The sequence below is a fragment of the Bordetella genomosp. 10 genome, assembly GCF_002261225.1.
GTDB lineage: Bacteria > Pseudomonadota > Gammaproteobacteria > Burkholderiales > Burkholderiaceae_B > Bordetella_C.
This window is the reverse complement of the sequence record NZ_NEVM01000005.1, coordinates 2,362,453-2,382,393: the sequence shown is the minus strand read 5'-3', so window position 1 is coordinate 2,382,393 and position 19,941 is coordinate 2,362,453. Positions and strand designations below refer to the sequence as shown.

Annotated in this window: 19 protein-coding genes; 7 read left to right on the top strand and 12 right to left on the bottom strand. The window is 69.6% G+C overall.

The annotated features are described in order from the left end of the window. The 4 genes from CAL29_RS26800 to CAL29_RS26785 form a co-directional block, all read right to left on the bottom strand. Window positions 1-798, bottom strand: coding sequence for an enoyl-CoA hydratase/isomerase family protein (locus tag CAL29_RS26800; RefSeq protein ID WP_256977761.1), 798 nt, complete (start codon window positions 796-798; stop codon window positions 1-3). Then, entirely contained in the window at window positions 795-2,060 is a 1,266-nt protein-coding gene (locus CAL29_RS26795; protein WP_094855940.1) for an acetyl-CoA hydrolase/transferase family protein, read from the bottom strand. The genes CAL29_RS26800 and CAL29_RS26795 overlap by 4 nt, the downstream gene beginning before the upstream one ends. Beyond that, the gene (locus CAL29_RS26790) at window positions 2,057-2,905 is read right to left on the bottom strand and encodes an HpcH/HpaI aldolase/citrate lyase family protein (protein WP_094855939.1); all 849 of its coding nucleotides are present in this window, start codon (window positions 2,903-2,905) and stop codon (window positions 2,057-2,059) included. The genes CAL29_RS26795 and CAL29_RS26790 overlap by 4 nt, the downstream gene beginning before the upstream one ends. Window positions 2,906-2,975: 70 nt before the next feature. Then, entirely contained in the window at window positions 2,976-4,223 is a 1,248-nt protein-coding gene (locus CAL29_RS26785; protein WP_094855938.1) for a CaiB/BaiF CoA transferase family protein, read from the bottom strand. Window positions 4,224-4,389: 166 nt separating this feature from the next. On the opposite strand from CAL29_RS26785, the gene CAL29_RS26780 reads away from it, so the two are divergent. Further along, window positions 4,390-5,136 carry an IclR family transcriptional regulator gene (locus tag CAL29_RS26780; protein ID WP_094855937.1) on the top strand — a complete coding sequence of 249 codons (747 nt, stop codon included), beginning with the start codon at window positions 4,390-4,392 and terminating at the stop codon, window positions 5,134-5,136. A 119-nt stretch (window positions 5,137-5,255) separates the two neighbouring features. Then, on the top strand, window positions 5,256-5,546 hold the full coding sequence (locus CAL29_RS26775; RefSeq protein ID WP_094855936.1) for a hypothetical protein: 291 nt from the start codon (window positions 5,256-5,258) through the stop codon (window positions 5,544-5,546). Between the two features lie 14 nt (window positions 5,547-5,560). Here CAL29_RS26775 and CAL29_RS26770 read toward each other — a convergent pair whose 3' ends face one another. After that, window positions 5,561-7,141, bottom strand: a complete 1,581-nt coding sequence (locus CAL29_RS26770; RefSeq protein ID WP_094855935.1) for a tetratricopeptide repeat protein — start codon at window positions 7,139-7,141, stop codon at window positions 5,561-5,563. A gap of 140 nt (window positions 7,142-7,281) precedes the next feature. Further along, entirely contained in the window at window positions 7,282-8,235 is a 954-nt protein-coding gene (locus CAL29_RS26765) for a LysR family transcriptional regulator (protein WP_218831902.1), read from the bottom strand. A gap of 107 nt (window positions 8,236-8,342) precedes the next feature. On the opposite strand from CAL29_RS26765, the gene CAL29_RS26760 reads away from it, so the two are divergent. Next, complete coding sequence (locus tag CAL29_RS26760; RefSeq protein ID WP_094855933.1) at window positions 8,343-9,116, top strand: class I SAM-dependent methyltransferase; 774 nt, start codon at window positions 8,343-8,345, stop codon at window positions 9,114-9,116. Window positions 9,117-9,138: 22 nt separating this feature from the next. Here the strand turns inward: CAL29_RS26760 and msrA are convergent, their stop codons facing one another. Both msrA and msrB read right to left on the bottom strand, forming a co-directional pair. Beyond that, entirely contained in the window at window positions 9,139-9,645 is a 507-nt protein-coding gene (msrA, locus tag CAL29_RS26755) for a peptide-methionine (S)-S-oxide reductase MsrA (RefSeq protein WP_094855932.1), read from the bottom strand. Beyond that, window positions 9,642-10,088: a peptide-methionine (R)-S-oxide reductase MsrB gene (gene msrB, locus CAL29_RS26750; protein ID WP_094855931.1), complete on the bottom strand. Its 447-nt coding sequence runs from the start codon at window positions 10,086-10,088 to the stop codon at window positions 9,642-9,644. Before msrB ends, msrA begins: the two co-directional genes overlap by 4 nt. Window positions 10,089-10,423: 335 nt before the next feature. Here msrB and CAL29_RS26745 point away from each other — a divergent pair, with 335 nt between their 5' ends. Next, window positions 10,424-11,065: a cysteine dioxygenase family protein gene (locus tag CAL29_RS26745; RefSeq protein WP_094855930.1), complete on the top strand. Its 642-nt coding sequence runs from the start codon at window positions 10,424-10,426 to the stop codon at window positions 11,063-11,065. Window positions 11,066-11,084: 19 nt separating this feature from the next. Here CAL29_RS26745 and kdsA read toward each other — a convergent pair whose 3' ends face one another. Continuing rightward, window positions 11,085-11,939, bottom strand: coding sequence for a 3-deoxy-8-phosphooctulonate synthase (gene kdsA / locus CAL29_RS26740; RefSeq protein ID WP_094855929.1), 855 nt, complete (start codon window positions 11,937-11,939; stop codon window positions 11,085-11,087). A gap of 216 nt (window positions 11,940-12,155) precedes the next feature. Here kdsA and CAL29_RS26735 point away from each other — a divergent pair, with 216 nt between their 5' ends. Then, on the top strand, window positions 12,156-13,112 hold the full coding sequence (locus CAL29_RS26735; RefSeq protein WP_094855928.1) for an NAD(P)-dependent oxidoreductase: 957 nt from the start codon (window positions 12,156-12,158) through the stop codon (window positions 13,110-13,112). On the opposite strand, the gene CAL29_RS26730 is transcribed toward CAL29_RS26735, so the two are convergent. The 3 genes from CAL29_RS26730 to argC form a co-directional block, all read right to left on the bottom strand. Continuing rightward, a complete protein-coding gene (locus CAL29_RS26730; protein WP_143277751.1) occupies window positions 13,093-15,804 on the bottom strand; it encodes a hypothetical protein in 2,712 nt (903 codons plus the stop codon). The two genes, CAL29_RS26735 and CAL29_RS26730, sit on opposite strands and share 20 nt — an antisense overlap. After that, a complete protein-coding gene (locus CAL29_RS26725) occupies window positions 15,773-16,960 on the bottom strand; it encodes a DUF3142 domain-containing protein (protein WP_094855926.1) in 1,188 nt (395 codons plus the stop codon). Before CAL29_RS26725 ends, CAL29_RS26730 begins: the two co-directional genes overlap by 32 nt. Before the next feature lie 77 nt (window positions 16,961-17,037). Then, entirely contained in the window at window positions 17,038-17,970 is a 933-nt protein-coding gene (gene argC / locus CAL29_RS26720; protein ID WP_094855925.1) for an N-acetyl-gamma-glutamyl-phosphate reductase, read from the bottom strand. Between the two features lie 338 nt (window positions 17,971-18,308). Here argC and CAL29_RS26715 point away from each other — a divergent pair, with 338 nt between their 5' ends. Further along, window positions 18,309-18,953, top strand: coding sequence for a CDP-alcohol phosphatidyltransferase family protein (locus CAL29_RS26715; RefSeq protein WP_094855924.1), 645 nt, complete (start codon window positions 18,309-18,311; stop codon window positions 18,951-18,953). Further along, a complete protein-coding gene (locus CAL29_RS26710) occupies window positions 18,950-19,915 on the top strand; it encodes a phosphatidate cytidylyltransferase (RefSeq protein WP_094855923.1) in 966 nt (321 codons plus the stop codon). The genes CAL29_RS26715 and CAL29_RS26710 overlap by 4 nt, the downstream gene beginning before the upstream one ends. The last annotated feature ends 26 nt before the right edge of the window (window positions 19,916-19,941 follow it).

Here is a 19,941-nt window from a genome sequence, read left to right as displayed (position 1 = left end):
TCAGCATCCTTTCCAATGCGGGGCGCGTTTTTCGGCGAAGGCGCGCGGGCCTTCCTGGGCGTCCTCGCTCAGGTAGACCGGCTCGAAAAGCGCGTGCGCGGCGTCCAGCGCGGCCGAACGGCCCATTTCGGTGGACAGGTAGACCAGCTCGCGCGCCGCCTTGACCGTGAGCGGCGCATTGGCCGCGATGACGCGGGCCAGGGCGAGCGCGCTGTCCAGCAGTTGCGCGTGGGGCACGACCTCGTTCACGTAGCCCAGGGCGTGGGCGCGCTGGGCGCCGATGGGCTTGCCCGTCAGCAGCACTTCCATGGCGATGCGTTGCGGCAGCATGTGGATCAGCGGCGCGGCCCAGGGCATGCCGCGTCCGACCTTGGCTTCGGTGATGCCGAAGGCCGCGTGTTCGGACGCGACGCAGAGGTCGCACATCTGCGCGAACAGCCAGCCGCCGGCCAGCGCCACGCCGTTGACGGCGGCGATGGTGGGCTTGGAGACGCGCACGTTGTCGCCCAGCACGGGGAACATGTCGCGCGGCGGAATCCGCAGTTGCATGGCGGCGGCTTCCTTCAGGTCCATGCCGGCGCAGAACGCCTTGTCGCCCGCGCCGGTGAGAATGCCGACGCGCAGCGCGGGGTCCTGTTCCAGGCGCTGCCAGGCCTGCTTCAGGCCGTCGATGACGCCGCGGTTGATGGCGTTGCGTTGCGCGGGCCGGTATATGGTGATGACGGCGATGGCGCCGTCGACGACGTCGAAGACGATTTCCTCGCTGAGCCTGAGTCTGTTGTCGGGTTGCGGGTTCACAGGTCGCTCCAGGTGGCGCGCGCCGCTTGCATCAGCGATTCGCGATGTTGGGGGGCGGCGATGGCGGTAAGCGCCCTGACGCGCTCGCGCAGGCTGCATCCGCGCAGTCGGGCCACGCCGTATTCGGTGGCGATGATATCCACGTCGCTGCGGGCGGTGGTCACGGGCCCCGCCAGTTGCGCGGCGATCTTGCTTTCGCCGTTGCGGCCCGTCGCCGACAGCGCGATGATGGACACCCCGCCGGTCTGCACCGCCGCGCGCACGAAATCGACCTGGCCGCCCACGGCGCCGATGTGCTGCGCGCCGATCGCCTCGGCATTGACCTGTCCGGTCAGGTCGACTTCCAGCGCGCTGTTGATGGACACGAGGTTGCGCACCCTGGACAGCGTGGCCATGTGGTGCGTGTACCCGGTCTGGCACAGCCGGATGGCGGGATTCTCGTGCGCATGGCGATAGAGCTTCCGCGTGCCGAACAGCACGCCGGTGATGGTGACGCCGGCATCGATGCCCTTGTGCGCATTGTCGATGGCGCCGCTTTCGATGAGATCGATGACCGAATCGCCGATCATGCCGGAATGGACGCCCATGCCCCGGCGTTCGGCCAGGGAGGCCAGGATGGCCTCGGGCACCGCGCCTATGCCCAGTTGCAGGGTGGCGCGCTCCGGGATATGGGGCGCGAGATGGCTTGCGATACGCTGCTCCAGCTCGCCGAATGCGGCGGTAGGCAGCTCCAGCGGCGCGACGCCGCTTTCCACCGCCAGCGTGAAGTCCTCCGCGCGCAAGGGACGGTCGCAGTATGACCAGGGAATGGCGGGATTGATTTCCGCGATGACCACCCGCGCCCGCGCCAGCGCGGCCTGCAGATAGTCGTTGACCAGGCCGAAGCTGTATTCGCCGCGCGCGTTGGGCGGGCTGACGGACAGCAGCAGCACGTCGCAGGGAATCTGCCCGCCCGCCAGCAGGCTCGCGACGGCGGAGATGTGGCAGGGAACGGGATCGAGCGCGCCCGCGCTGGCGAGTTTGCGCAGCGTGCCGATGCCCCCTATGCCCTTGAAGCGGAGATGGTCCGTGTGTTCGGGACTGAAGGTGTGCGAGAAGCCGGTGCCCAGGAATATCCGGGCGCCGCTGTAGCGGGACCGCTGTTCCACCAGTTTCGCGGTCAGCCCCAGCGGCTCGCCCACCCCCTGGCCGAAGACGATGCCGTCGCCGGGGCGGATGTATTGCGCCAGGTCCAGGGCGTCCAGGGATATGGGCGTCTTCATGATCGCGCCGCGGCGGCCAGGATGGACTGCGAATGCTTGAGCAGCGGGCCGTCGACCATGCGGCCCTCGAAGTCGATGGTGCCTATCCCACGCGCCGTGGCGGCGTCATAGGCGGCCACCAGCCGGCGGGCATAGGCGACTTCTTCCGGCGTGGGCGAGAAGGCCGCGTTGGCCAACGCGACCTGGGCCGGCGCGACGCAGATCTTGCCTTGATAGCCCATGTCGCGGCCCGCGTTGGCGTCGGCGGTATAGAGCGCGTCGTCGCGGATGTCCAGCACGGCCTGGTCGATGGCCGGCACGCGGCCCGCATGCGCGGCCATGACGACCCAGCCGCGGGCGGTAGCCACCTCCGCGCCCGTCGGCGTGCGGCGGCCGCCTATGTCGGCGGCATAGTCTTCCGCGCCGAAGTAGACGGCCATCAGGTTGGCCGTTTCCTCGCAGATGCGCCGCGCATCGAGGACGCCGCGCACCGACTCGATGCCGCCGATCAGGCCGATGGCGCGCGGGCCGCGCGCATGGGCGATGCCGTGCTGCACGGGGAAGGCCTGCGCCGGCGTTTCCAGCTTGGGAATCACGATGGCGTCGACGTCGCATTCGAAGGCCGCTTGCAGGTCCAGCAGGTAGTGCGGCGAGTCGGGCACGTTGACCCGGATGGCCAGGCGGGATTGCAGGCCCGCCGCGCGCACTTGCGCGACGGTGTCGCGCAGGGCCGCGCGGGCCTTTGCCTTTTCCGCCTCCGGGGTGCCGTCCTCCAGGTCGATGACGCAGCAGTCGGCGCCGAAGCGCGGAAACTTGACGGCCAGTTCGGGCCGGTTGGCGGGGGCGAAGAACAGCGAACGTATCATGGAAGACTCCCTGGGGTTCGTCGGGCGCGGCCTGCGCGGTGGGTTCAGCCCGCGCGCTCAGTCCGCGCGCTCAATCCGCGGCAATGCCTGGGGCGGCGGCCGCATGCCCGGCCGCCAGCATGGCCTCCACCTCGGCGGGCGTGTAGCCGAGTTGCGCCAGCACTTCGCGCGTGTGTTCGCCCAGCCGCGGCGCATGGCGGCGCAAGGTGGCCGGCGGGTTGTTCTGCCAGCGCACGGGAATGCGCATGGTGCGGATTCTTCCTTCGCTGGGATGGTCGGTTTCGATGAAGAAGCCCGTGGCCTTCAATTGCGGATCGTCGAGGATGCTGAGCAGGTCGTGCATGGGCATGAACGGAATGTCGGCCTCTTCCAGCAGGGCCATCCATTCGGCGGTGCCTTTCTCCAGGAAGATGCGCGCCAGTTCCCCGTAGACGTGGTCGATGTTGCGCGAACGGCCGCCGTAGCTGCCGAAGCGCGGATCCTCGTCCATGAGCGCCTCGCGTCCGACGGCGCGCAGGAAGTCGCGCCACTGCTTGTCGGTGTAGATCAGCGCGCAGACATAGCCGTCGAGGGTTCGATAAGGGCGCCGTTCGGGCGACAGTTGCCGGGCGTAGCCGCCGCCGTCCAGCGGCGGTTCGTAGGTCAGGCCGCCCAGGTGGTCGCCCAGGACGAAGGCGGCCATGGTCTCGAACATGGGAACGTCGACCCGGTCGCCGCGCCCGGTGGCGTGGCGCGCCAGCAGGCTGGCGAGGATGGCGTTGACGCCGGTCAGGCCGACGATGCGGTCGGCCATGGCGGTGGGCACATAGCGCGGGATGCCGCCGGAGGCCTTGGCGATGAGATGCGGCAGCGTGGCCGCGCCCTGGATGAGGTCGTCGTAGGCCGGCCGCGCGGCGTAGGGGCCGTCCTGGTCGAAGCCGAACAGCCCGGCGTAGACGATGCGCGGATTGATCCGCGCGACGTCCTCGTAGGACAGGCCCAGGCGGGCCATGGCCTGCGGCCGGACGTTGTACATGAACACGTCGGCGTCGGCCAGCAGGCGCTTGAGCGCGGCGATGCCCTGGGGCTGCTTCAGGTCCAGCGCGACGCTGCGCTTGTTGCGGTTGGCGTTGAGATAGACCGGTCCCATGGACTCGTGGCGGGCGGGGCCGATCTGGCGCACCAGGTCCCCCTTGGGGGCCTCGATCTTGATGACGTCCGCGCCCATGTCGGCGAGGGCCTGCGAGGCGAAGGGCCCCATCAGGACGGACGTCATGTCGATGACCTTGACGTTCGCCAGGGGGCCCGTGGCGGGGGTGGACTTCGTCTCCGATTTCATTTTTATGGCCGCTATGTGTTCATAGGCAGGAACAAATCATACACATACAGGAACATGGGCGGAGAAAATAACAGCTTGGGATTTACCCTTGGATGCGGCTATCGTCTTGGGCTGCGGGGCGGCCGAGGGCGGCCGCGCGCATACATGCGATGGCGGCGGAGGGCCTGTGAGCATCAAACAAGTCGGCAATGTCCTGGATCTGCTGGAGTTCTTCGCGGCGCGGCAGCGGCCGGCCAGCCTGGCGGAGATCGCGCGCCATTTCGGTTGGCCCCGTTCCAGCACCTTCAATCTCCTGTTGACCTTGACCAATCGCGGCTTCCTGTACGAGCCGCGCGCGCGCGCCGGCTACTATCCGGCGCCGGTCTGGGCGGAACTGATCACGCAGATCGAACGCGGGCAGCCGATTCCGCACGGCATGCGCGCCTTGCTGGACCAGCTCGTGCAGGAAACGGGGGAGACCGCCGTGCTCGCGGCCGCCAGCGGCGCGCATGCGCTTTTCATCGAGACGGTGGAGTCGCCCAGTCCGGTGCGCTACGCCGCGCCGGTGGGCAAGCGGGTGCCCTTGCATGTGACGGCCACGGGACGCGCATTGCTGTCGCAGATGTCGGCGGCCGATCGCGCGGCCATCCTGGAGAAGGCCGTCTATGAGCGCCATACGGATACCACACGCGTATCCGCCGCGCAGGTGGAGGCGGAAATCGCCGCGTCGGTCGCGCGCGGCTGGTTCGAAGGCAACGCGGAGTACACGCCGGACCTGGGGGGCGTGGCCGTGCCCTTCGCCGTCGGCGAGCGGCGTTATGCCCTGCTGGTCGCCGGCCCCATGTTCCGCGTGGCGTCGCGGTTGCCGGCGTTGGCGAAACGCTTGCGCGAGCGGCTGGATGAATACCTGGCCGGGCAAGCGGCCGGAGATTGATCGCGCGCCGTTGTATGCTCGCGGTGTTTGCAGCGCCGACGTCGGGACCCCAGGGCCGGATTGTTCGAGCAACCCTCGCCGGACGGTAGTGTCCGGTTCCTACCCCAAGACGTCCCGAAATGAAGAAAACCGATCTGGAAAAGAACAAAGGCCTGAAGCTGATGGGCCAGTTGAAGAGCGCGGGCACGCCACAGCGCTTCGGCGCGGCCGCGGCGCAGACCCAGGACCGGCGCGACCGCCGGCGCCAGGATCAGGCCCAGGGCCTGGTGCCCTTTCCCGTCAAGCTGCCGCAGGCCCTGGCCGAGCAGGTGCGCGCCCTTGCGATGGCGCGCGGCACGGGCTTGAACGAAGTCACCGCGGAATTGCTGGAAGCCGCGCTCGCGGCCTTGCCGGAGAGCGCGGCCAAGTAGCGGGACCGGCGCGTTCAGCCGCGCTGCTGGAGCGAGGCGCGCAGGTCGTCGATGATTTCCGCCCACGTGCCGCCGGCGCGCTTGCGGCGCAGGCGGACGGAGGGATACCAAGGCGTGTCCTCGCGATTGAGCTGCCAGCGCCAGTCGGGCATGGCGGGCAGCAGCAGGACCGTGGGAATGCCCAAGGCGCCGGCCAGGTGAGCCGCGACGGTGTCGACGGTGATGACGCTGTCGAGATTCGCCATCAGCGCGGCGGTTTCCGAGAAATCGCGCAAGGCATCGTTGGGCAGGTGCAGGTTGTCGTGGCCCGCGACGCCGCGCCATTGCTCGATGGCGGCGAGATCGGCGGGACGGATGTCCTTCTGGACGCAGATGAAATCGCACGGCGCGTCCAGCAGCGGCGCGAGCTCGGCGAAAGAGATCGAACGGTTGCGGTCGTCCGGGTGGCCCGGATTGCCCGACCACGCCAGGCCGATGCGCGGGTGGGCGGCGCTGCTGCGCGCCGGCAGCAGCGCCGCCCATTCCTGTTTCAAGGCCTCGTCGGCGCGCAGCGGCTCGCCCAGCGGCCAGGGTTCGACGCGCTGCCTGGACAGCGCCAGCGGCAGGCTGAGCAGCGGCACGTGGCGATCGAAGGCCGGGACCGGCGCGTCGTCGCCGATGACGGTGACGCCCGGCAGGCCGGCCCGCAGCAAGGGCGCGAGCGATGCCTGCACGCGCAGGATCACGCCTCCCGCCAGCGGGATCAGCGCCGGCACATAGCGGCTGAACTGGATCGTATCGCCCAGGCCCTGCTCGGCATGCACCAGCAAGGTCTGTCCGGCCAGCGCGCCTTCGCCCAGCCAGGGCGCGCCGGCGTAGGGCATGGTCTGCACGCCGTCGCGCCAGCGCCATTCGTAATCGCGCCATCCGTGCGTGAACTGGCCCAGCAGCAGATTGGTCTGCGCGCGGTTGGTGCGCGCGCCGGCATGCTCGGGATCGATGGCCAGGGCATGCTTGAAGTGGCGCATGGCGTCGTCGAAACGATGCTGGTCGCGCGCCAGCACGCCCAGGTTGGTGTGCGCGTCCACCAGTTTCGGGTCCAGCTTGATGGCGTTTTCGTAGGCCTGGCGTTCTTCCTGCTGGCGTCCCAGCGCGCCCAGCACCACGCCGCGCATGTAATGCAGCGAGGCCGCGCGCGGCGCCAGCGCCAGCGTGCCCTCGATCATGGTCAGGGCTTCGTTGCCGCGTTGCAGGCGCAGCAGCACGTCGACGATGTTGCCGAGCAGAGCAAGGTCGTTGTTGGACAGGCGGTAGGCGGCGCGATAGCGCTCCAGCGCGGTCTCCAGCGTGCCGTTGCGCAGGTGCACGGCGCCGGCGTCGCGCAGCAAGCCCACGTCCTTGGGGCGCAGGGCGACGGCGCGTTCGAATTGGTCGGCGGCCTGCGCCAGCGCGCCGGCGCGGCTCAGCGCATAGGCCAGGGCCGAGGCCAGGTCGGCATCGTCGGGATGCGCCGCGGCGGCGGGGGAAAGCAGGTCGACGGCGGCGGCGTAGTCCCCGCCCTGGAAAGCTTGCGCGGCGCGCGCCAGGATGTCTTTGCTGTAGTCGGCCGCGGCCATGTCCGTACTTCCTTTACTTGACGAATGAATCTTTTACGAATGAATCCGATCGGCTTCCCGGGTCGGGAGCCGGCGTGCGCGCCGCCCGGCGTCTGGAGGGACGCACGGTGGCGCAGCGCTGCTTTGCGGAACCGGCCATTCTAATCCAGCCGCCCGGGCGCGCCCGGCGCGCGGGCGGTCCGCCGGCGGCGCGGCGCCTGTGCGGGCATCGCTTGCCGCGCCGCTTCGACGAAGCGCGCCAGGGGTGTGTCCGCCGCGGGCTTGCGATAGACCAGGGTCAGCGGAATCGTGAATGCCGAGGCGGCGTCCAGCGGCAGGTAGGCGACGCTTTCCCGATGCAGGGCCTGGAGCGAGCGCGGCAGCAAGGTGATGCCGCGCCCCGACGCCACCAGCGTGACCGCGGACAGCAGGCGGGGCACGTCGGCGACGACGCGCGGCGCGAAGCCGGCTCTGGCGCACGCGGCGAGCAGTTCGTCCTGCACGCCGGGGCCGTCCTCCCGGCGATAGAGGACGAAGGGTTCGGCCGCCAGGTCCGCCAGGGCCAGCGCGCCGCGCGCGCCCGCCAGGCGATGCTCGATGGGCAGGGCGGCCACCATCTCTTCCTGGTCCAGCACGAGGGCCGCCAGCGCGGGATAGCGCTTGGCGGACGCGCGCACGAAGACGGCGTCCAGGGCTTCGCCGGCTACCGCCTCCAGCAGGTCGCGCGTGGTGTTTTCCTGCGAGTCCAGGGCGATCATGGGATGGCGGGCGTGAAACGCGCGGATCAACTGCGGCACGCGCGGATGCAGCGAGGCGGAGCTGGTGTAGCCGACCGCGATGCGGCCGATCTGCCCGCGCGTCGCCTGCCGCGCCCGCACCGCGGCGCGCTCGGCACCGGCGAGCAGGGCGCGGGCCTCTTCCAGGAATACGCGGCCCGCCGTGTTCAAGCGCACGCTGCGCGGCGTGCGGTCGAAGAGCTGGACGTCCAGCTCTCGTTCCAGGTCGCGGATTTGCTGGCTCAGCGGCGGTTGCTGGATGCCCAGGCGCTCCGCCGCGCGCGTCATGTGTTCTTCTTCCGCGACGGCGATGAAATAGCGCAAATGGCGCAGTTCCATAAAGGATATGTCCAGAGTCTGCTTGTGGTAGGTTTGATATATTTTACATATTCATTCACCGATTCTAAGATGGCGGCTCCTCCCCTGAAACCCCGCAGGACTTCGCCATGAGCATCGATTTCCACTCGCAGAAGAACAAGTACACCTATGCCGGCCGCACGGCCGACGATGGCTGGGCGCGCGCCATCGGCGCGGCCGTGGATCCGCGCGGCAAGCGCGTGGCGGACGTGGGTTGCGGCGGCGGCATCTATACCCGGGCCTGGGACGACCTGGGCGCCGGGCAGGTGACGGGCGTCGATTTCTCCGAGCAGATGGTCGCCGCCGCCCGCGAAAAGGCGCAGGACCGCCCGCGTCTGTCCTTCCAGGTCGGCACGGCGCAGGCCACCGGGCTCGCGGCGGAAAGCGTGGACATCGTCTTCGAGCGCGCCCTCATCCATCACCTGCGGGACTACGACGACTGCTTCGCGGAGGCCTATCGCCTGCTCGCGCCCGGCGGCGTCCTGCTGGTCCAGGACCGCACGCCGGATGATGTGGCGATACCCGGTTCGCCGGAGCACATCCGCGGGTATTTCTTCGATTGCTTCCCGCGCCTGGGCACGGTGGAGGCCGGGCGCCGGCCCACCGACGGCAAGGTCCGCGAGGCCTTGGGGCGGGCCGGCTATACCGCGGTGGAAAGCGCGACGCTGTGGGAAACGCGCAAAACGTACGCGCGCTTCGACGACCTGGCGCAAGACCTCGCCAATCGCACGGGCCGCTCCATCCTGCACGAACTCAGCGACGAGGAATTGCAGACGCTGATCGCCTTCATCGGCGAACGCACGGGGCGCGCCGAGCCGATCCAGGAAAAAGACCGCTGGACGTTGTGGATCGCGCGTAAATAAGCCGCGCCGCGCCCCGCCTTCGTCAAGCGGCCGCCCGCTTGGGCAGCTTCCAGTTGGGCCGCGCGAAGTGGCAGGTGTAGCCGTTGGGGATGCGCTCCAGGTAGTCCTGGTGCTCGGGCTCGGCTTCCCAGAACGGGCCCGCCGGCGCCACTTCGGTCACCACCTTGCCGGGCCACAAGCCGGAGGCATCGACGTCGGCGATGGTGTCCTCGGCGACGCGCTTCTGCTCCTCGTCGGTGTAGAAGATGGCCGAACGGTAGCTGGTGCCGATGTCGTTGCCCTGCCGGTTGGGCGTGGTCGGATCGTGGATCTGGAAGAAGAATTCCAGTATCTGGCGGAAGCTGGTCCGCGCCGGATCGAAAATGATCTCGATGGCCTCGGCATGCGTGCCATGGTTGCGGTAGGTGGCGTTGTCCACGTCGCCCCCGCTATAACCCACGCGGGTACTGATCACCCCGTCGAGACGGCGGATCAGGTCCTGCATGCCCCAGAAGCAGCCGCCCGCGAGTACTGCGCGTTCCTGGCTCATTTCACGTCCTCCACCTGGTCGATATAGGCGCCGTAGCCTTCGGCTTCCATACGGTCGCGCGGAATGAAGCGCAGCGACGCCGAGTTGATGCAATAACGCAGGCCGCCGCGATCGGGCGGCCCGTCCGGAAAAACATGGCCCAGATGGCTGTCGCCATGGGTGGAGCGGACTTCCGTGCGCACCATGCCATGCGAAGTGTCGCGCAATTCGTTGATATTGGCGTTTTCGATGGGCTTGGTGAAGCTGGGCCAGCCGCAATGCGAATCGAATTTGTCCGACGAGGCGAACAGCGGCTCGCCGGAGACGATGTCCACGTACAGGCCGGCTTCCTTGTTGTCCAGATATTCCCCGGTGCCCGGATATTCGGTGCCGCTTTCCTGGGTGACGCGGTATTGCTCCGGCGTCAGCCGGGCAACGGCCTCGGGGTCTTTGCGGTAGGTCATTCTGCGCTCCTTGTCGCCTGGGGAGCCGCCTAAATGGGGGGCGGCGCGCCGAATTCAAGTGGGGACGCACTATCCGCGCGGGCGGCGGGCCGAGGCCCGCGCCGGCCGCTTCTCCCGGTCATCGGCATTAACCCGGGAAAAGGCGCGGCGCGCGGCGGATTTTGGCGTATTGTTGAATCCTTTCGACGATACGCCGAGGCGTGGCCCCTTGTCTCTCTCATCCGAGTGCGCCGTGGGGTTATCCGGCCTGTCGCCAGGCAATTATTTGCGATTATGTAATCGTGATTATTTGATTGTGATTATGTGATCGCGATTATTTGATAAGGAGACCCATCATGAGCAATGCTTCCCCCTCCACCGCGGCGCCGTCCGCGCTCGCCGCCGAACGCCGCCAGCGCGTCGCCGAGACCCTGGACGACATCCGCCAATTGCTGGCCGGCCGCCAGTTGAGCCGCGAGCTGCTGGCCGACATCAGCGCGCGCCTGGAGCGGCTGGCGCAGGCGCCCGAACTGTTCAGCAGCGCCGAGTTCCCGCCGCCGGCGGCGGGCCAGGGCGAGTCCACGCGCTACCGTTTGAATCCGGACGACGGCGACGACGATATCGCGCTGTATCTGAATTCCATCAATCCGGGCAAGACCACGGTGCCGCACAACCACACCACCTGGGCCGTGATCGTGGCCATCGCCGGCGACGAGCTGAACCGGATCTACCAGCGCACCGACGACGGCAGCAACGCGGAGTACGCCAAGCTGGCCCTGTCGCACGAACAGGTGGTGCGGCCCGGCGCGCCCATCGCCTTCCTGCCCGACGACCTGCACAGCATCCACGTCACGGGGGATGCGCCGACGCTGCATTTCCATCTCTACGGCCAGCCGCTGGAAACGCTGAGCGGCCGTATCGGCATCGAGCCGGATACGGGCCGCATCATCAACTACAACAAGTCGAAGATGACCAAGAGCGTGGCCGCCGGCGGCTGAGGCGCCGCCCGTCGCGCGCTCAGGCGATGTTCAGGGGCGCGAAGGACTTGACCAGGTCGTCCAGCCGCTTGATCTGCGTCAGGAAGGGTTCGAGCTGGTCCAGCGGCAGGGCGCTGGGGCCGTCGCATTTGGCCTGGTCCGGGTCCGGATGGGCCTCCAGGAACAGGCCGGCCAGGCCGACGGCCATGCCGGCGCGGGCCAGGTCCGCCACCTGTTCGCGCCGCCCGCCCGAGGCGGCGGCGCCGGCGGCGCGCTGCTGCAGGGCATGGGTGACGTCGAAGATGACCGGCAAACCGGCGGAGACCTTCTTCATCACGCCGAAGCCCAGCATGTCCACCACCAGGTTGTCATAGCCGAAGCAGGTGCCGCGGTCGCAGAGGATGACCTGCCGGTTGCCGGCTTCCTGGATTTTCTCGACCACGTTCTGCACCTGGCTGGGGCTGACGAACTGCGGTTTCTTGACGTTCACCACGCGGCCGGTCCTGGCCAGCGCCACGACCAGGTCGGTCTGGCGCGCCAGGAAGGCCGGCAGTTGCACGACGTCGGCGACCTCGGCCACGGGCGCGGCCTGCGCGGGTTCGTGCACGTCGGTGATGACCGGCACGCCGAACTCGGCCTTGACCGCTTCGAAGATCTTCAAGCCTTCTTCCATGCCGGGACCGCGGTAGGAATGGATGGAGGAACGGTTGGCCTTGTCGTAGGAGGCCTTGAAGACGTAGGGGATGCCCAGCTTGCGCGTGACTTTCTGGTAGTGCTCGCAGGACCGCAGGGCCAGGTCGCGCGATTCCAGGACGTTGATGCCGCCGAACAGCACGAAGGGGCGGTCGTTGCCGCAGGCGATGTCGGGCGTGATGGAAATGGTTTGTTGGGACATGGGGCGCTACCTGAAATGCGGAGATCCGGGCAGTATATCGCCGGCCGGCCCGGGTCCGGCGCCCCCGCCGCGGACGGCGCGATCAGCGTGCTTTCAGCCCGGCTCGGACACAATCGGCGCGTTGGCCCCGAGGTCTCCTGGCGCTCTGGCTCTTTCCCGGCGCGCCATCGGGAGGCCTTGTCCGCTTCCGTCCAACCGTACCGCCGGAGACCGCCCATGCAACGGCAATTGCTGATCCTCATCGAAATCAAGCAGACCTATCTATCCTTGCTGGAAGAGGCCGGTTTCCAACTGCATTTCGCCGTGACGCCCGCCGAGCGGGCGGGGGTGCCGGCAGCGCTGGCGGCGACCGTCGACGCGGTGCTGACCAATGGGTCGACCGGATTCGACGCCCATGAAATGGCGGCCATGCCGCGGCTGCGCATCGTCTGCGCCCTGGGCGCCGGCTACGAGAAGATCGACCTGGCGGTGGCCCGCGCGCGCGGCATCGCGGTTTGCAACGGGCGCGGCGCCAACGACGCCTCGGTGGCCGACCATGCCCTGGCCTTGCTGCTGGCGGCGGCGCGCGGCATCGTGCACGGCGACGAGGTGGCGCGGCAGGGCAATTGGGGCGCCAGCGCGCGCATCGAGCGGCCGACGCTGCATGGCAAGAGGCTGGGGATCCTGGGCCTCGGCACCATCGGACGGCAGATCGTGCGCCGCGCCGCCGGCGGATTCGACATGGAGATCGGTTATCACAACCGTCGTCCCGTCGCGGACGACGCCGGCGACCTGGCCTATTTCGACAGCCCGGCGGCGCTGGCGTCCTGGGCGGATTTCCTGGTGGTGGCCACGCCAGGCGGCGCCGCCACGCATCACCTGGTCGATGCGGCGGTGCTGGCCGCGCTGGGCCCGCGAGGCTTCCTGGTGAACATCGCGCGCGGCAGCGTCGTCGATACGCAGGCGCTGATCTCGGCCCTGCACGCCGGCGGCATCGCGGGCGCGGCGCTGGACGTGGTGGAGGGCGAGCCCGACGGCATGACGCCGGCGCTTTTCCAGGCCCCCAACCTGACCCTGACCCCGCACATCGCCGGCCGTTCGCCGGAGGCCATCGCCGCCACGGTCAAGCTGGCGGCGGCCAATCTGCTGGCGTGTTTCGAGGACCGGCCATTGGTCACGCCGGTGGCGGGCTGATCGCCGCGGCGCGCGCCCGCCGGCGGCGCCACAGGATGACGGCGCCCAGCGCGGCCGCCACGACGGCCAGGCCGGCGGCGGCGCTTTCCGCGGGATGGCGCCGGATCGAACGCCATGCCCGCACATAGGGGAAGCGGGCCGCGTGATCGAAGTCCGGCTCAGGGCAACTGTGCCCGAAGGTGGCGCCGAAGGGCACCAGGGCGCCTTCCTTGACGTACTTCATGTAGATGGCGCTGGCCCGGCCGGGATCGTCGTCGATGATGAAGCGCGCCGCCTGGCAGAGCGCGGCCGCGTAGGCCTGGGAGCGCGCGGGCAGCAGGCCGGCCGCGGCCACCGCGTGGTCGGCGGCGATCTCGCGGTAGTGGAAGCGCGTATAGGGCTGGGATTCCGTGGCGGCGTAGCGGCGACGTTCTTCGTCGGTGACGTAAGGGCCGGGCAGGTCGCGCGCGGCGCGCTTGGCCGGCGTGTCGGCCTGGGCGGCCTGGTCCTGGCCGCCGCCGTGCGAACCGTCGTCCGCGCCCACGGCCCCGCGTCCCGCGCCGTAGGTATAGCTGCCGTCGTACACGGCGTAGTCGGGATCCTGTTCATAGCCCAGCAGGTCCATGCCCTGCCGGCGCGCGATCAGCGCGGCGCGATACCACGCGCGCGCCCGGGTAATGTCGCGCCAGGCGTCATGCGCTTCGGCCAGCGCGGCGTCGTAGTCGGCCGCGGCCTGGCGCGCGCGGCGCGGCGTGACCACCAACTGGTTGTCGACCCAACTCACGTTCATGAAGCGGGCGTCGTCGTCGGGCGGGAAATACGCCAGGGCCTGCTGGCGCTGGCCTTCGCGCATGAGGCGGCGCGCCAGCAGCAGGCGCAGGCGATCGGCCACGGTGACCGGGTGCTGGTAGAGCCAGTCGCTGCGCGCGGCCGCGTCCATCGTTTTCAGGTCGACGGCGGGCGCCGGCGTGGCGGGAGCGTGGGCGTCCACATAGTTGCGCAATTCGCCGGTGGTCAGGACCCGTTCCGCCACGTAGGCCAGGTCGTTCCAGTACTCGCCCATGAGCGGCCCGTCTTCCTGCAGGCTGCCGGGCTGGGCCGCCGTGGAGGCCTGGTAGAGCTGGTCCAGCGCCTCGACATACTGGCCGCGCGCCAGCGACAGCACGCCTTGTTCGCCGCGCAGGCGGGCGCGGCCGGCGGCTTCCACGCTGCCGTCGTTGCGCGGGAAGGCCTGCACCGCGCGGGCATAGGCCTGCGCCGCGGCGGCGGTGTCGCCGCGCCGGGTGGCGAGCTTGGCGCGCACCCACCACGCCAGGGGCGTCTGCAGGCGGTCGGCGAGCTGCCCGGCCAGGTCGTAGCGGCCCACGCGATAGGCCAGCGCGGCGACGCGGTCGGCGCCCTGCAGGCGCGCCGGGTCCAGCGTGGCCAGCGCCGCGGTCAATGCGGTCAGCGCCGGATTGGGCGTGATGCGTTTGTCGTCCCAGGCCGCGTCGGCCAGGCCTTGCTGGCCAGTGATGTCGAAGGCGGCGAAGGTGTCGTAGGCGCTGTCGGCCTTGCCGTCGACGATGTCGCCGAGGCGGGCGAGCGCATAGGCGACCAGCAGGCGCTGCGCCAGGGGATCGTCGATCAGGCCTTGCGCGCGCGCCGGTTTCTCCAGGGCCCAGTCGGCCAGGGTGCGCAGCGATTGCAGGGCGCTGTCGGAACCCTGCGCCGCCTGCTCGGCATAAAGATGGATGGCGCGCTTCATGTCGGCCGGCGCGATGGCGTCGGCGCACGGGGCGTCGGCGCTGATGTCCGCATAGCCGCAGGTGCCGTCCGGGCTCGTCAGGTAGAGCAGGGCCTGCTGGCCATAGCTCGTCACGGCCAGGCCCTGGCTGTCGTCGGCGCCCGCGCGGGCCAGTTCGCGCACCCGTTCGTAGGCGCGGGCGACGTCCTCGCGCCAGGCCTGTTCCGCCGCCTGCTCGGTGAGCGGATGGCCGGAAGGGGAGCGCTTGCCGGCAAGGTAGTCCGCGTTGCCGGATGCGGCCGCGACGTCCGCTGCCTCCGCTGCGTTCTTCGTGCCCGTTGTGCCTGCCGCATTCGCCGCGGAGGCCCCGGCCGCCGGCTGTCCGGCGTCGGCCATGACGTAGCCCTGCGCCTTCAGCTCCGCCAGCATGTAGGCCGCCCAGACGGCGCGCGGCGCGCCGGTTTGCGCCGGCAGGTCGAGCACCGCCTGGAAGCGGCGCGCCGCGCGCCTGGCCACGACGTTCGGGTCCTTGCCGGGATCCTTGCTCGTCTCGTCGACGTCCGCGTGGGACAAGCGATAGTCCACCGCGCCGGCGGTGTACAGCCGCAGGGCGGGCGGCAGGCCCGCGCCCGCGGCATAGGCGGCGTCGCCGTCCGCGGCCTGGCGCAAGGCCTTGAGCCGTTCGCGGACGTCCGCGCCCAGCGTCTTGTCGGCATCGTCGGGCGTGCCTCGTTGCGGCGGGTCGTCGTAATAACCCTCCCGCACCAGGAAGTTGTCCGCCTTATCGGCCAGGTGGGTCGCCTCGTAGGCGAAGGAGTTGGCGGGCGTGGCGCTCAGGGTGGCGCCGCGGTCGTCCAGCAGTTGCGGCGGGAAGTCCGGCCCGCAGGCGATGACCAGCGAGCCCCCGGCGAGGACGGCCAGCAGCAACGCCAGGCCCAGCGGGCGGCGCCCGCGTTCAAGGTTGGAGAGTGAGACGGGGGTTTGCATCGTTGCAGCGTAGCCAGCCGATGTTGCGTTGAAAGTGAGCGCGCAGCAGTCCGTCGTGGATGCTGCGCAGGTAGAACCCTTGGCCGTCGCGCTCCAGCGCATAGCCGTTGATCCCGTCGGCCGCGGCGCAGTCGCCGGCGATGCGAACGATGCCGGGCAGGGGCGCATCGCTGTTGCCGCGGTTGACCAGCAGCAGGTCGCGCGTGGCGCCCGTGCCGGCCAGGGCCGGCGCGAGCCCGGTCTGCAGCGGCTCGCCCGTCAGCACCGCGCGCCAGGTGGCCAGGCTCCAGGCGCGCTGGTCCTGGTCGGTGGGCAGGCGGAACCAGACGAGGCCGGCCAGGCCGGCCGGCGGCCGCTGCCGCAGTCGGGCGCTGAAATCCGCCAGCACGGCGGGCTGGGCCACCAGTTCGGCGTCGCGCGGCGTCGGCGCCAGGGCCGGGCGCTCGCTTTCGACGGCGACGATGCGGCCCGCGTCGTCCCAGGCGACGCGCGTGCCGTAGCTCGGCAAGGCCAGGCGCCAGGGCCGCCGGGTGCGGCGCGCATAGTCGCCGGCCCAGGCCGCCGCGCGCCGCGGGTTGAACAGGCCCAGCGCGGGATCGAGCACGGCATGCACTTGCAGGACGGAGCTGTCCGGCACCGCCAGCAGGGCGTCGAGATCGGGGCTTTGCAGCCAGGTGGGCAGGGCGGTGATGGACAAGGGCAGGTCGAGCGCGGCGCGCAGGCGGCGCAGCAGCGCGGCATAGGCGGGCAGGCGCGCGGTCGCGCAGTCGTAGTCGATTTCGACGCCGCCGACGCGCACGCCGGCGGCGCGCCAGGCCGTCAGCCGTTCGCGCAGCCGGGCCTCGATGGCGTCCGCGTCCAGCCGGTCCGCGCGGCCGTCCAGCCGCAGCACGAGGACGACGGGGTCGCGCAGCGCGGCCAGCGCCGCGTAGTCGGGGGCGGTGTCGGCCCAGCGGCCGGCGGCGTCCATTTCCGCGCCCAGCACGTGCCACGTCGCGACGATGTCGTCATTCGCGCGCAGCGCCCGCGCGAGCGGCGGCGTCCAGGCGCGTTGCCAGACGTAGGCGTCGTTGGGCAGGGGCGTCGCATCGCCTTGGCAGGCGGCCAGCAGCGGGACGAGCAGCAGCAAGGCGCATAGCTGGTAAAGACGCGGCATGGTGCGGAAAGGGGAAGGCCGGGTGCAGCGAGCGGGAAATTCTATCCCGCGATGCCCCCCGCCTGCCAGCACCGGGCTCAGCCCTTGAGCATCAGGTCCATGTTCTGCACCGCCGCGCCCGAGGCGCCCTTGCCCAGGTTGTCGAGCAGGGCCACCAGGTTGACCTGGCCCTGGCCGGGCGTGCCGAACACGAACAGCTTCATCGTGTCCTTGCCGGCCAGTTCGACGGCGTTGACGCGGTCCAGCTTCTGGCTCTCCGCCAGCGGCACCACGGTGACGATGTCCTGGCCCGCGTAGTGCGCGGTCAGGCAGGCATGGATGCTTTCCAGCGTCGCGCCGGCGGCCAGTTGCTCCAGCACCAGCGGCACCTGGACGATCATGCCCTGCGCGAACCTGCCCACCGACGGCGCGAAGATGGGCGCGCGCGGCAGCAGGCCATGGATCTTCATTTCCGGCACGTGCTTGTGCTTGAGCGGCAGGCCGTAGAGGAAGTGCGGGGAATCGATGGCGTCCGGATGGCCGGGGTCTTCCATCTGCGCGATCAGTTGCTTGCCGCCGCCGGTATAGCCGGACACGGCGTTGACCGTCACCGGATAGGCGTCCGGGATGATGCCGGCCGCGCGCAGCGGGCGGATCAGGGCGATGGCGCCGGTGGGGTAGCAGCCGGGGTTGGCCACGTAGCGGGCGCCGGCGATCCTGGCGCCCTGGGCCTTGTCCAGTTCGGCGAAGCCGTAGGCCCAGTCGGGATCCACGCGGTAGGCGGTGGAGGTGTCGATGATCCGCACCTTGTCGTTGCCGGCCAGCATCGCCACGGCTTCGCGCGAGGCGGCATCGGGCAGGCAGAGGATGGCGACGTCGGCGCTGTTCAGCAGGTCCTCGCGCATGGCGGGGTTGCGGCGCTCGGCTTCCGGGATGGACAGAAGCTCCACGTCACGGCGGCCGGCCATGCGGGTGCGGATCTGCAGTCCCGTGGTGCCATGTTCGCCATCGATGAAGATCTTCGGTGCCATATCGCTACGCTCTCTGAGGTGGGGGGGTGAAACGGAAAAAAATGCGGAAGCTCTATTTATACCGTCTCCACGTTGACGGTGTGCGGTCGAGTGGGCCGCGTGGTCCATTTTTTTTCCGCAAGGCAGCATGACGCCGCAAATCGTCTCAATTTGCAGACAGCGAAGGCCGTCCCCGGACCGGTGGCGGGGCCGGTCGCCCGCCCCGTGGCCCCGCCGCCTCCGTCTAGCCGCTGTTAGATTTCTTACACATTTCTTTATAGATGCGTGTTCTTTATAGGGACGCATCGATGGACCGCAGGCTAGAATCGCCGCATTCCAGCACGCTCCGGGGGGAGGGGATGGCCAGCATCTACGATCTGAAACCCAGGTTCCAGCAATTGCTGGATTGGCCCACGCGCAAGCTCCATGGCGCGGGCGTGACCGCGAATCAGGTCACCATGACGGCGGCCCTGGCCTCGCTGGCGCTGGGCGCCGGGCTGGCCTGGCTGCTGGCGCGCCAGGCCGGCGGCGGCGCGCCGGTGGGACTGGCGTGGCTGGCCCTGCCGGTGTTCCTGTTCCTCCGCATGGCGCTCAATGCCATCGACGGCATGCTGGCGCGCCGCTATCACATGCAGAGCGCCCTGGGCGCGCTGCTCAACGAGGCCGGGGACGTGGTGTCCGACGCCGCCTTGTACCTGCCCTTCGCACTGCTGCCCGGGGTGGCCGGCGGCTGGGTGGTCACCCTGGTGCTGCTGGCCGCGCTCAGCGAAATGGTGGGCGTGCTGGGCCAGACCGTGGGCGGCGGCCGCCGCTACGACGGTCCGCTGGGCAAGAGCGACCGCGCTTTCCTGTTCGGCCTGATCGGCCTGTTGCTTGGCCTGGGCGTGCCCTACCTGGCGTGGTTCACGCCGGTCATGGCCCTGGCCAACGCGCTGCTGGCGGTGACCATCTGGAACCGCGGCCGCCAGGCCCTGCGCGCGGCCGCCGCGGAGGGCCGGCCATGAACGCCTTGTTTCCCTACGGATTCTTCCCGGCCAGCCAACTGCCGCTCTATTACGCATTCGGCGGCGTGCTGGTCCTGCTGGTCATCGCCAGCGTGGTCTCGCTGTCCCTGAAGCGCGCGCGGCCGGCGAAGAACTACACCGAGCTGCGCCAGCGCGTGCGCACGTGGTGGTGGATCGCGGGGATCTTCGCCCTGGCGCTGTGCATGCATCCCAAGGGCGCCATCGTCCTGATGGCCGTGGTCAGCTTCCTCGCCTTCAAGGAATACCTGTCGCTGCTGACCACGCGGCGGGCGGACCACGTGGTGCTGCTGTGGGCCTACCTGGCGATTCCCCTGCAATACTGGTGGGTCTGGCTGGACTGGTACGGCATGTTCATCATCTTCATCCCGGTCTATCTGTTCCTGTTCCTGCCCATGCGGATGGTGATGGTGGGCGAGACGCGCGGCTTCCTGCATTCGGCCGGGACGCTGCATTGGGGCATGATGACCACGGTGTTCAGCCTCAGCCACATCGCCTTCCTGGTCAACCTGCCCGACCTGCACGGGCCGCGCCCGCTGACCGGTGGCATGTACGTGTTCTACCTGCTGCTGCTGACCCAGTTGAACGACGTGACGCAATACATCTGGGGCAAGTGCATCGGCCGCCACAAGGTGATTCCCAAGGTCAGCCCCAACAAGACGGTGGAGGGGCTGCTGGGCGGCGTCCTGACCACCACGCTGCTGGCCTGGCTGCTGGCGCCGTGGTTCACGCCCTTCACGCCGCTGGAGGCGGTGCTGGTGGGCCTGTTGATCGGGCTGGGGGGCTTCATCGGCGACGTGGTGATGTCGGCGGTCAAGCGCGACATCGGCGTCAAGGACGCCAGCAGCATGCTGCCGGGCCATGGCGGCATCCTCGATCGCCTCGATTCGCTGACCTATACCGCGCCCTTGTTCTTCCACGTGCTGTATTTCCTGCATTACTGAACCGGCTTGAATTGAACCGGCTTGAA